At 62.4% G+C, this 12,060-nt stretch carries 9 protein-coding genes; 1 reads left to right on the plus strand and 8 read right to left on the minus strand.

The features are described from left to right. Window positions 1-136 precede the first annotated feature (136 nt). The 3 genes from A5699_RS20675 to A5699_RS20685 all read right to left on the minus strand — a co-directional run bounded on the left by A5699_RS20675 (window position 137) and on the right by A5699_RS20685 (window position 3,276). Window positions 137-1,285, minus strand: a complete 1,149-nt coding sequence (locus A5699_RS20675; protein WP_067773161.1) for a sulfotransferase — start codon at window positions 1,283-1,285, stop codon at window positions 137-139. A gap of 78 nt (window positions 1,286-1,363) precedes the next feature. Then, window positions 1,364-2,146, minus strand: a complete 783-nt coding sequence (locus tag A5699_RS20680) for an SDR family oxidoreductase (RefSeq protein WP_067773164.1) — start codon at window positions 2,144-2,146, stop codon at window positions 1,364-1,366. Window positions 2,147-2,148: 2 nt separating this feature from the next. Beyond that, complete coding sequence (locus A5699_RS20685; protein ID WP_067773167.1) at window positions 2,149-3,276, minus strand: hypothetical protein; 1,128 nt, start codon at window positions 3,274-3,276, stop codon at window positions 2,149-2,151. A gap of 100 nt (window positions 3,277-3,376) precedes the next feature. Between A5699_RS20685 and A5699_RS20690 the strand changes: the two genes are divergently transcribed. Next, window positions 3,377-4,288: an IclR family transcriptional regulator gene (locus A5699_RS20690; protein WP_067773170.1), complete on the plus strand. Its 912-nt coding sequence runs from the start codon at window positions 3,377-3,379 to the stop codon at window positions 4,286-4,288. A 6-nt stretch (window positions 4,289-4,294) separates the two neighbouring features. On the opposite strand, the gene A5699_RS20695 is transcribed toward A5699_RS20690, so the two are convergent. From A5699_RS20695 to A5699_RS20715, 5 genes are all read right to left on the minus strand, one after another. After that, window positions 4,295-4,621 carry a hemophore-related protein gene (locus A5699_RS20695; protein WP_067773173.1) on the minus strand — a complete coding sequence of 109 codons (327 nt, stop codon included), beginning with the start codon at window positions 4,619-4,621 and terminating at the stop codon, window positions 4,295-4,297. A 144-nt stretch (window positions 4,622-4,765) separates the two neighbouring features. Next, window positions 4,766-7,630, minus strand: coding sequence for an RND family transporter (locus A5699_RS20700; protein WP_067773176.1), 2,865 nt, complete (start codon window positions 7,628-7,630; stop codon window positions 4,766-4,768). Further along, window positions 7,630-10,518: an RND family transporter gene (locus A5699_RS20705; protein ID WP_067773179.1), complete on the minus strand. Its 2,889-nt coding sequence runs from the start codon at window positions 10,516-10,518 to the stop codon at window positions 7,630-7,632. Before A5699_RS20705 ends, A5699_RS20700 begins: the two co-directional genes overlap by 1 nt. Then, window positions 10,515-10,937 (minus strand): MmpS family protein, encoded by a 423-nt coding sequence (locus tag A5699_RS20710; RefSeq protein WP_231965783.1) that lies wholly within the window; start codon window positions 10,935-10,937, stop codon window positions 10,515-10,517. The genes A5699_RS20705 and A5699_RS20710 overlap by 4 nt, the downstream gene beginning before the upstream one ends. Window positions 10,938-11,240: 303 nt before the next feature. Further along, window positions 11,241-12,053: an alpha/beta fold hydrolase gene (locus A5699_RS20715; protein ID WP_067773200.1), complete on the minus strand. Its 813-nt coding sequence runs from the start codon at window positions 12,051-12,053 to the stop codon at window positions 11,241-11,243. Between the last annotated feature and the right edge of the window lie 7 nt (window positions 12,054-12,060).

Here is a 12,060-nt window from a genome sequence, read left to right on the forward strand (position 1 = left end):
CAGACACAAACTGAGCCAGACACCAGATGATCCAGACCCAACCACCGCAACGCGGCAAAATCCAGACTGACACTGAGACATAAACCCGTAGCTTTTCACGCAGAAAGCTACGGGTTTATGTCTGCTCGCGGGAGGACTAGAGGCCCTTGAACCGCTCCTTGACCGTCTCGGCGGTCAATCCGTAATCGGCCAGTGAGTAGGTGTGTTTCGGTGCACGCGGCCCCTGCTGGCTGGCAGTGTGGCTGTCGACGATCGCCTGTCGCGCGGCGTCGGTGAAATCCAGGCCGAACGTGCGGTAGATGCCCTCGACCGCGCCGACCGGATCTTTGATGAACTCGAAATAGTCCACGTCGCAGAACTGGGCCGAATCATGCTTGGCCCGTTCGGCATTGAACAACTCCAGCCCGCGCGACCAGGTCTCCATGGCGTCCTCGCCGATCACGTTCCCGGTGAACGTGTTGGACCAGCCCTCGGTGGTGTGCTGCGACAGTGAGCACATCGAGGCCATAATGGTCTCGGCCGGGCGGTGGCATTGGACCACTAGTGCGTCCGGATAGGTCGCGAACAGCGCATCGAGGGCGAACAGATGGCTGGGATTCTTGAGCACCCAGCGCTTTTCGGGCTCGTTGAGACCGATCAGCTGCAGGTTGCGGCGGTGCCGTTGATACGGTTTGGTCCAGTCCTGCCGCGCCAGCCACTGCGAATAGGTCGGCACATGGGCCAGCGTCTCGTAGGACACCGAGTGCAACGACTGGCGCAGCAACTGCCAGCACTCCTCGACCTCATCGGCGGTCATGTAGTGCAGACCCGTGTAATCCGGGTTCTCTTCGTGAGCCTTCTTGAACTGGGCATCGAGTGCGCTGAATACCGGGTTGTCCGGCCAGGTTTCGCGTGGCGGCCGCGGCTGCGGGAACTCCGCCAGCCACATCTCAAGGCCCTGGTGCATCGGGTCGGCCGCCAGCAACCGGTGGATCACCGTGGTCCCCGTGCGCGGCAGACCGGTGACGAAGATCGGCCGCTCGATCGGTACGTCGACATGCTGCGGGTATTGCTTGAACGCGGCCTCCGAGACAAGTCGGGCCACCAGCGCGTTACGGGTGAAGAAGCGCTGCATCTTGCTGCCGAGCTCGGTCAGATCGGCGTCGCGCTGATAAGACTCCAGCAACACCCCGAGCGCTTCGAGGTAGTTGTCGTCGTCGGAGCCGAAATCCTCCAGGCCGCAGGCCTTTGTGGCCGAGGCGTGCAGATCCTCGATGGTGCCCACGTTCGTCCGGGCGCTACTCATGGCTCGACTCCTTCTCGCTCCGGTCCTCGCTCGTACCTCGCTGCGATCCTCACTCGTCGTCGCCTTCGCGGGTCGCGCTCATGCCTTGAACTCCCCACAGTTCACATCCAGAGCCTGGCCGGTGATACCACTGGACAGATCACTGGCCATGAACAGGATGGCCGAGGCCACCTCGTCTTCGGTCGGCAGCCGCTTGAGGTCGGACGACGCCGCCGTCGCCTTGTAGATCTCCTCGACGGTGGTGCCGTACTTGCCGGCCTGGTGGGTGAAGTAGCTCTCCAACGTGCCGCCCCAGATATAGCCGGGCAGAACAGAATTCACCCGGATTCCCTGGTCACCCAACTCGGTGGCCAGGGTCTGCGACATGGCCAGCAGGGCCGACTTGGCCATCTTGTACGCCCCGTATTTGGCCTGCGAGTGGCGGACCACCATGGAGTTCACGTTGACGACAGAGCCCTTGCTCTGAGCCAGGGCCGGCGTGAAGGCCTGCACCATCCGCAGCGCGCCGAACACCGTCAGCTCGATGGCATCGCGCATGTGCTCGAAGGTGGTGTTGGCGAACGGTTTCATCGACGGCACTCGGAACGCGTTGTTGATCAGGACGTCGACCTTGCCGTAAGCCTCCAGCGACGCGTCGACGAGGTTGTTCACCTGTGCTTCGTCGGTGATGTCGGTGCCCACGGAGACTGCCCGACGGCCCAGATCGGTGACCTGCTTGGCCACCTCGTCGAGGCGTTCCACGGTGCGTGCCGCCAACACCAGATCGGCGCCGGCCTCGGCGCAGCGCCGGGCCAGGGTGGTGCCCAATGCGGGCCCGACACCGCTGATGACGACAACCTTGTTTTCGAGAAGTCCGGCCATGGCTACCCCAGCATCCTGTTCGCGATTTGATTCTGGCGCAGCGCAATCCGGGCCCGCCAGTCCTGTTCGGAGATCTTGTTGTGTTCGTGGTACGGCAGCGCCTTTTCGACGTCGGCCACGTCGACGATCTCGACCGTCGGACCGTCGGCCTCGGTGAGCTCGCGTGAGAGCCGCTGCCACCGGAACTGCAGATAGCCCTTGGAGTGGCCGAGAGTCTCACACCAGTTGGTCACGCCCGGGTTCGCCTCGGAGACGACGATGCGGATCTTGCCGTCGGGATCCGCTTGCGCTTGAGTGCCGTTGAGCGAGGTCTGGTGGTTGATGTAGTCCAGCGAGATGTACCACAGGCTGCCCAACTGGAAACCGAGGTAGGGCGCGTCGCTGACCGGCAGGGTGAGGATCATGGCCTGGTCGGGTGCCAGGTCGTAGTGCCCCACCGACGAGTACTGCGTGGCCAGGCCCCCGGGCGTGAGCCGCGGCGCCACCATGGTGTTGACCGGCAGTGTGTTGTAGAACCACTGCGGGAACTGCAGCCATGTCTTCACCCGTTGCACGAGCTGCTTACCCGCGACGGCGTAACGCTTCTCGATCAATTCCTTGGTCAGCGGCGCCGGGGCGGTCCCTGCCGTGTCGGTCCGCGCGACGCTGATATAGCCCCGCTGAGCCGACCAGTCGTTGTACACCTCGCGAATCAGCAGCTGCGACGGAGTGGTCGGAGTGAAGCGGTACTCGAAAGTGCCGTCGGCGGCGATGTCGAGTTCACGGTCGTCGAAGGCGGCCTGGCTGGCCGGCACGTTGTCGTCGGTGTACTCCCCGCCGAGGATCTGGAAGCTCAGATCCGTGGTGGTGCCACGTTTTCCGGTGACGACGTACTCATGCCCGGGCTGCACACGGGTGCCGAAGTACAGGGTGTCGGGGTTGTCGAGCGCCATCTTGGTGAACGGGCCGGTCCCCGACTGCAGGAACGGGTGGTCCCGGTCGTAGTCGAAGGCCAGGTGGATGCATCCCGAGATGCATCCGGCGAGGTACTGCAGGCCCTCGAGGAGATCGGCCTCCGATTCGATGAAGGGCGCGGTGGTGACCAGGTGTTCGGCTTCGGCGATGGCGTCGGCCAACGGCTGTGTGTACATCCGGCATCTGCTCTCTCGGTCCAATAATGAACCGCAGTGGTAGAGTTTCCGACCTGACACTAGAACGCGTTCCAGTTCACGTCAACGTCCAGGAGGTCAGATGCCCGACGCCGAGCCGGCCGGTCGCGCCTCGCCGCCCACCGCACGGGTGGTGGCCATCCTGGATTTCCTGTCCAGCCATCCCCAGGAACGGTTCGGGCTGTCCGATCTGGCCCGTCGGGTCGGGCTGAGCAAGCCGACCTGTCTGGGCATCCTCGGCACGCTCACCGAATCGGGCTACCTGATCCGCGACAGCGTCGACAAGACCTACCGCCTGGGGCCCAGTCTCATCACCCTCGGTCACATAGCGCAGGAGTCGATGCGTGTCAGCCCCGCCGCGCGCCTCGAGTTACGGGACCTGTCAGCGGCTTTCGACACCTCGGCTGCCCTCTCCGCTGTGGTCGATGACCGCATCACAGTGCTCGAACTGGTCGGACCTTCGGGCCGCGACCCCGGCGTGCGCGTCGGGCAGAGCTATCCCTTCGCGCCGCCCGTCGGATTGATGTTCGTGTTGTGGGACGACGACGCCCTGCAGGCGTGGCTGGCCAAGGCACCGACGATTCCCCTGCGCACCGAATCCGATCGGCTACAGCGCGTGATCGAAAACTGCCGCACCGATGGGTATCTCGTGGAACGACTCACCCCCGGCGGTCGTCGGCTCTACGCACTGCTGGCCGGAATGTCGACTAACCTGCCCGACGAACTACGCGCACTGTTGAGCGAGCTGGTGTCCGATATCGGCGAACGGGTCTACCTGCGCGACGAGAACTCCCCCGTCGGTTCTCGCGCACGTTCGGACATCAGCGTCATCTCTGCGCCGGTGTACGACCACTACCAACGCCAGGTCATGGCGGCTTCACTGCATATCGGAACGGCCTTGACGGACAAGGAGATCACCGAACGGGCCCGTGCCCTGGTGTCGACTGCCGATGCCCTGACCAAGCAACTGGGCGGCGTCAAACCGAAGCGGTGACCCTGCTCAGTAGTTGTTGCAGGTGTCGAAGGTCGTTTGCAGCAGACCGAGATACTGCTGATTCGCCGGTTGAGCAACGATAGCCTCGGCCATTCGCTGACGTTGCGCCGTTGGGGCGGCCAGGAACTGACGCAACATCGATTGCGCCACCGGCGACTCGTTCGCCCGGGGATCCTGCGCTGTCAACGCTGCCATCACCTGTGGATAGCTACAGGTGGTATTGACCGCCGAATCCAGGTTGGGGCCCGCGGCCGCGACTCCTGTGCCGGCCCCCAGAATCAGCGTCAGACCGCCGACGGCGGCGGCAACCACTCTGCTCGGTTTAATTGTCATCCTTAGACCTCCTCCCCCCGATGACCGGACTCTACTCGCCGATAGCGACGCTGCTTGGTTTTTCACCATTTGCTGCAACCGTCGCTGCCCGCGTATTTGCCCAGGAAAGCTGTTTGGCGACGAGACGTCGGAAAAGTGCTGGGATCAGTCTGATTCAGGCCTGAGCAACAGTGAACGCACCACCGGGCGCGGCCCGGTGTCACGTAGCAATACGCTCGCCGGACGCGGTCGGACGCGTTGTGGCCACCAGAACCAGCGGCCCAGAAGAGCGGCAATGGACGGGGTCATGAGCGCACGCACGACGAGGGTGTCGAGCAGCAGTCCGATGCCGATGGTGGAGCCGACCTGACCGATGATCCGGAGGTCACTGGCGACCATCGACATCATGGTGAACGCGAACACCAGACCCGCGGCCGTCACGACTTTTCCGCTACCGCCCATGGCCCGGATGATGCCAGTGTTGATGCCTGCGCCGATCTCCTCTTTCATCCGGGACACCAACAGCAGGTTGTAGTCCGACCCGACCGCCAGCAGGATGATCACCGACATCGCGAGCACCAGCCAGTGCAGGTTGATGCCCAGAATGTGCTGCCAGATCAGCACCGACAGCCCGAAGGCCGCGCCGAGGGACAGGGCGACCGTGCCGACGATGACCACCGCCGCAATCAAGCTCCGCGTCATGAGGAGCATGATGATGAAGATCAGGCAGAGCGCCGCCACGCCCGCGATCAGCAGGTCGTATTCCGACCCGTCCCGCATGTCCTTGAATGTTGCCGAGGTACCGGCCAAATAGATCCTCGCGCTCTCCAGAGGCGTCACTTTGAGCGCTTCTTCGGCCGCCCGGACTATCGCCTCGGCACGGGCGATGCCTTCGGGTGTGGCGGGGTCACCTCGGTGCGAGATGATGAACCGGACCGACTTGCCGTCCGGGGAGAAGAACAGGTCCATCGCGCGCTTGAAATCTTCGTTCTCCAACACCTCCGGTGGCAGGTAGAAGGTGTCGTCGTTTCTGGCCGCGTCGAAGGCCTGTCCCATCGCGGTGACGTTCGCGCTCATCTCGTCCATCAGGTCGAAGGTGCCCATCATGGTGCTGTGCATGGTGAGCGTCATGGACCGCATGGTCTTCATGGTGGCGATCATCGGTGTGAACTGTCGGACCAATTGCGGCATCAGCGCATCGAGCCGATCGGATTCGTTGACGAGATCCCGCACATTGTCGACCACCGCGTCGACGGAGTCCAACGAATCGAACAGCGACCGGAACGACCAGCAGAACGGTATGTCAAAGCAGTGCGGTTCCCAGTAGAAGTAATTGCGGATCGGTCGCCAGAAATCGTCGAAATCTGCGATATGGTCCCGTAATTCCTTGATATCGCCTTCCAGCTCACGGATGGTCTGCGTCATGTCGTGGGTCGTGTTCACCATTTTCTGGGTGACGGCCAACATCTGGTTCATCAGGTTGACCATCGTGGTCATGTCGTCGGCCTGTTTGAGCAGGCTGCCCATCTGGTCGCGTTGAAAAGGCAACAGCTGCTTCTGGTTTGCGTTCTGCAGACTGAGGAGAAACGGTATGGAGGTGCGGTTGATCGGATTTCCTTCGGGACGGGTGATCGCTTGGACCCGCGAGATGCCCGGTACTGCGAAAATCGCCTTGGCGACCTTGTTCAGGATCAACAGGTCCGCTGGATTACGCATGTCATGATCGGTCTCGAGCATCAGGATGTCCGGTGTCAATCGGGACTGCGGAAAGTGCCGCTCAGCGGCGGCGTATCCAAGGTTCGCCGGAATGTCGGCAGGCACGTACAACCGGTCGTTGTAACTGGTCTGATAGGCCGGCAGCGCCAGCAGTCCGATCAAGGCGATCACGCACGCGGTGATGAGAATGGGTGCGGGCCAGCGCACGATCGCGGTGCCTAACCGCCGCCAGCGCCGGACGATGATCTTGCGTTTGGGTTCGAACAGCCCGAACCGACCGCCGACCGCGAGGACCGCCGGGATCAGGGTGAGCGCCACCATGACCGCGACCACCATGGCCACGGCGGTCGGGATGCCCATGGTGTGGAAGTAGGGCAGGCGCGCGAAGCTCAGGCAGAAGATCGCCCCCGCGATGGTCATGCCAGATCCGAGCACCACCTTCGCCACGCTTCGATAGGTGGTGTAGAAGGCGGCTTCCCGGTCCTCGCCGGCTTGTCGCGCCTCCTGGTATCGGCCCAGGAAGAAGATGCCGTAGTCGGTTCCGACCGCAATGCCGAGCGAGACCAACAGGTTCACCGCGAACGTCGACAGACCGATGATTCCGTGATCGCCGAGTATCGCGACCACGCCGCGGGCGACCTGCACCTGGATGCCGACCATGGCGAGCAGCAGCACGGAAGTGACGATCGATCGGTAGACGATGAGCAGCATCGTCAGGATCACCGCGAGAGTGACGATGGTGATCTTGATGATCGATTTATCGCCCGCGTGGTTCATGTCCGACACCAGCGGAGCCGGACCGGTGACGTACGCCGCGACTCCCGGTGGCGGCGGTGTCCGATCCACGAGGTCGCGGACGGCCTGCACAGACTCGTTGGCCAGCGATTCACCTTGATTGCCAGACAGATTCAACTGAACATAGACAGCTTTGTTGTCCGCACTCTGGACAGCTGTGGCCGTGAGTGGATCTCCCCAGTAGTCCTGCACGTGCTGGACATGGCGGGTATCGGCCTTCAACTGCCGGATCAAGTCGTTGTAATAGTGATGCGCATCCGCACCGAGGGGTTGCTGCCCCTCCAACACGATCATGGCCACACTGTCGGAGTCAGATTCATCGAAGTTCGTTCCCATGCGCTGCATGGCCTGAAATGACGGGGCATCCCGGGGTACCAGCGAGACCGAATACTGTCGGCCGACGGTTTCGAGGGACGGGATGGCGAAAGTCAGGATCGCGACGACCACCAGCCAGGCGAGAATGATCGGCACCGCAAGCCGGTGGATCGTCCGCGCAATGAACGGCGGATCGGGCGTCATCAGGATCCGCGTTCTTCTGGCTTCAACAGCAGGGACCGCACCAAAGGCCGCGGTCCGGTGGCCCGCAGTAGCGCGCTGGCCGGACGGGGCCGCACCCGCAATGGCCACCAGAACCAACGTCCCAGCAGCGCGGCGATGGACGGCGTCATGAATGCGCGCACGACCAGGGTGTCGAACAGCAGGCCGATCCCGATGGTGGAGCCGACCTGGCCGATTGTTCGGACGTCACTGGCCAACATCGCCAACATGGTGGAGGCGAACACCAGACCGGCAGCGGTCACCACCTTTCCGCTGCCGCCCATGGCCCGGATGATGCCGGTGTTGATCCCCGCCCCGATCTCCTCCTTCATCCGGGATACCAACAACAGGTTGTAGTCCGAGCCGACGGCCAACAGGATGATCAACGAAATGGCGAGCACGATCCAGTTCAGCTGGATACCGAGGATGTGTTGCCAGATCAATACCGAGAGCCCGAAGGCCGCTCCCAGCGAAAGCGCCACCGTCCCAACGATTACCAACGACGCCACCAGGCTGCGAATCATGATCAGCATGATGATGAAGATCAGACACAGGGCGGCGATGCCGGCGATCAGAAGATCGTAGGTGGACCCGTCAACTTGGTCTTTGGCCATTGCCGCGGTACCGGTCAGGTAAATTCTGGCATTCTCCAGCGGTGTCCCCTTGAGCGCTTCCTCGGCCGCGGTCTTTATCGGACCAACCCGGGCGATACCTTCAGGTGTGGCCGGGTCACCCCGCTGGGAAATCAAGAGCCGTACCGACTTTCCGTCCGGCGAGATGAAGACGTTCATGACGCGCTTGAAGTCGGCGTTGTCGAAAACCTCTGCCGGCATGTAGAACGAGTCGTCGTTCTGCGCCGTGTCGAACGCCCGCCCCATGGCGGTGGCGTTGTCACTCATCTCTTCCATCTGCGAGAAGATCCCCGACATGGTGGTGTGCATGCCCAACAACACGCTGCGGGTGCTCTGCATGGTCGCGATCATCGCCGGGAACTGGGCCATCATCTGTGGCATGAGGGCATTCAACTGGTCGAGATTGCCGATCAGCTGATGCATGGTCACGGTGACCTTGTCCACCCCGTCCAGCGCCTCGAACAGAGATTTCAATGACCAGCAGATCGGAATGTTGTAGCAGTGCGGCTCCCAATAGAGATAGTTGCGCACCGGCCGGAAGAAATCGTCGAAATCGGCCATGTGGTCGCGCAATTCGTTGGTGGTGTCTTCCAGTTCGTGGGTCTTTCCGACCATGTTGTTGGTGGTGGCGGCAAGTTGTTGCATGAGGCCGTACATGCGCTGCATCACGCCGACGGTCTTGGTGATCTCGTCGGCCTGGGTGACCAGATCATTCATCCGTGCTTTCTGGAACGGGAGAAGCTGGAGTTGGCCGGCATTCGACGAGCTGATCAGAAATGGAATCGTGGTGTGCTTGAGTGGAATTCCTTCGGGCCGGGTCACCGCCTGCACGCGTGCGACTCCGGGAACGGCCAATACCCCCTTGGCGAGTTTGTTCAGGATCAGGAAGTCCGCCGGATTCCGCAGGTCGTGGTCTGCCTCGACCAGCAGGATGTCCGGCGACATCATCAGTGATTGTGGGAAGTGCCGTGCGGCGGCGTCATATCCCTCATTCGCCGGGATGTCTTTCGGTAGGTACTTCTGGTCGTTGTAGCCGGGCTGGTAGGCGGGCAACGCCAGCAGACCGATCAGCGACACCGCACACGTCGCCACGAGAATGGGGCCCGGCCAGCGCACGATCGCGGTGCCCAACCGCCGCCAGCGGCGAGCGATGATCGCCCGCCTCGGCTCGAACAGTCCGAACCGGCCCCCCACGGCGAGAACGGCCGGAATCAGGGTCAATGCCACACAAACTGCGACGATCATGCCCAAAGCGCAAGGGATGCCGAGCGTCCGGAAATATGGAAGCCGAGTGAAGCTGAGGCAGAATACTGCGCCGGCGATCGTCAAGCCCGACGCCAGTACAACTTTGGCGACGCTGCGGTAGGTAGTGTAGAAAGCTGCTTCCCGTTCTTCGCCGGCCTGGCGCGCCTCTTGATAGCGACCGACATAGAAGATGCCGTAGTCCGTTCCGGCCGCGATTCCGAGTGTCACCAGCAGATTGACGGCGTAGGTGGACAAACCCAGAAGTCCGAGATCACCGAGTAGCGCGACCACCCCGCGGGCCACCTGCAACTGGATGCCCACCAGCAGAAGCAGGATGACCGCGGTGAAGATCGAGCGGAAGAAGAACAGCAGCATCGCCAGGATCACCGTGAGACTGAGTCCGGTGACCAGCAGAACCGTCCGATTGCCGCTGTCGGCGAGGTCGGCGACGATCGCCGCCGGTCCGGTCACGTAAGCCCTTACCCCGGGCGGGGGTGGGGTCCGTTCGACGATGTCCCGAACGGCTTGTAGTGACTCGTCGGACAGGGGTTGGCCGAGGTCGCCGGACAGGCTCATCTGGACGTACACGGCCTTGTTGTCGGCGCTCTGGGCGGCACCGGCGGTAAGCGGATCTCCCCAGAAATCCTGCACGTGCTGCACATGCGTCGTATCGGCCTTCAGTTGCCGAATCAGATCGTTGTAGTAGCGGTGTGTCTCGTCGCCGAGCGGCTGCCGTCCCTCCAGCACGATCATCGCCACGCTGTTCGACTTGGACTCGCCGAAGCTGTTACCCATACGGCGTACCGCTTCGAATGACGGCGCATCAGTCGGGATGAACGAGACCGAATGCTCTTTTTCGACCTGTTCCAGCGGCGGCACCGCCACGCTCAGGACGTAGGCGATCACCAACCAGACCAGGATTATGGGCGCAGCCAGCGAACGAATCCACCGCGCTACGCGTGGCGGGTGGGTGGTGGCGGGCGGGCTGCTCATGCGGCCTTCAGCAAGCAGTAGGTGAACGCCTTCTCCCCGTGGTCAAAGCGTTCGGCTTTGACCTTGTCGTCGACGGTGATTCGGCACCCGATGCTGTCACTGTCACCCTGTGCAATGACATTGACCATCGCGGTCGCCTCGGTCATCGGAAACTCCAACGTCCATGGCAATCTTGCCTTTTCAACAAACTTGGGTTCGGCATCGGCATCGAAGTAGCTGATGTTCGCCACCGTTCCCGGAGGGCCGAACACCTCGTAGACCAGCTGTTTGGGGTCGTAGGGCTTTCGTTCCTCCAACTCGGTGTCGGCATACACCGGCCGCACTTCGGAGCCAAAAACTCCATGCAACCGCTGCACGGTGAAGCCTCCCGCGATCAAGACCACCGCGATGACCACAGGAATCCACAGCCGCTTCAACACCCCCAACTCGCCACCCCCTGCATCCGTGCCCTACCCCGGGCTGCCCGCACGGTTCGGACCAGACGCCGAACCCACCGATGTCTTCCATGACGTTCGGCGCGGTCTCGATACCTTCGACCCAAGCGGTATCCGGGGGCCGCCCCGCCACGCAGTCACAGCAAACATTCAGCGGATCGATCCAGACATTCCGAATTCGACCAGTGCAGCATGTGAAAGACCTCCATATCGGCTCTTTCCCAAGGTGATACGGGATCGTAATGCATGCAGCCAGCGGATGATGTGGAAAACAACTTCCCGTCCCGGTCAGACACAGCTCCACCGGGTCCCGACATCGCTGCGACCGCGGACGAAGAACTCCAGGATCGCCGAGTTGACCGCTCCTGGCCGCTCCAGGAAGCCGAGATGGCCGGTATCGGCGATCTCCAAATACCTCCCATTCGGTAACGCGTCCGCCACTTCGGCACCCAGATACGGTGGCATCACCAGATCGTCGGCGAATCCGATCACCAGAACCGGTGTGGTGATCGACCGATACGCGGGCCGCCGATCGCCCCGTGGGGCGACGTCATATTGGCCTCGGATCCCCGGCGTGGTCTTCGTCGGCCATCTCGTGAAAGTGTCGATCCAATCCCGGACCGCTACTTCATCATTCAGCGTCTTCGGTGAAAAGCTTTCCAGTAGACGGAGTTTCGCCTCATACGTGGCGGGTAGACGAAGACCGGCGACGGCCAGATCGCGCTCGGCGGTGCGGAAGAACTCCCGAGTCCGATCGTGACGTCCACGGGTAGCCATCAATGCCGCCTGACACACCAGGTCGGGCCGGGCCAGCATCAGTTCCTGAGCGATATAGGAACCCATCGAGACTCCGACCAACCGGACCGGCGCCGCATCGAGACGCTCGATCAGCCGCGCGGTATCGGCCACCATCGCCGCGGTTGTGAAATCGTGGGCGTCTGCCGTCGCACCCACCCCACGGTTGTCGAACGTGATGACGCGATACCCCGCGTCCCGGAAGGCCGGTACCTGGTAGAGATCCCACGTACGCCCGACAGCCCCCTGGCCGGCGATGAACAACACAGATTCACCGGACCCGTGATCCTCGTAGGCCAATTCCACGTGCCAT

Source organism: Mycobacterium sp. E802, assembly GCF_001666875.1.
Classification (GTDB): Bacteria; Actinomycetota; Actinomycetes; order Mycobacteriales; family Mycobacteriaceae; genus Mycobacterium.

Coding starts and splice junctions, on each gene's coding strand:
- A5699_RS20675 (WP_067773161.1), bottom strand. CDS start 1,285: ATGAGTAGCGCCCGGACGAACGTGGGCACCATCGAGGATCTGCACGCC.
- A5699_RS20680 (WP_067773164.1), bottom strand. CDS start 2,146: ATGGCCGGACTTCTCGAAAACAAGGTTGTCGTCATCAGCGGTGTCGGG.
- A5699_RS20685 (WP_067773167.1), bottom strand. CDS start 3,276: ATGTACACACAGCCGTTGGCCGACGCCATCGCCGAAGCCGAACACCTG.
- A5699_RS20690 (WP_067773170.1), top strand. CDS start 3,377: ATGCCCGACGCCGAGCCGGCCGGTCGCGCCTCGCCGCCCACCGCACGG.
- A5699_RS20695 (WP_067773173.1), bottom strand. CDS start 4,621: ATGACAATTAAACCGAGCAGAGTGGTTGCCGCCGCCGTCGGCGGTCTG.
- A5699_RS20700 (WP_067773176.1), bottom strand. CDS start 7,630: ATGACGCCCGATCCGCCGTTCATTGCGCGGACGATCCACCGGCTTGCG.
- A5699_RS20705 (WP_067773179.1), bottom strand. CDS start 10,518: ATGAGCAGCCCGCCCGCCACCACCCACCCGCCACGCGTAGCGCGGTGG.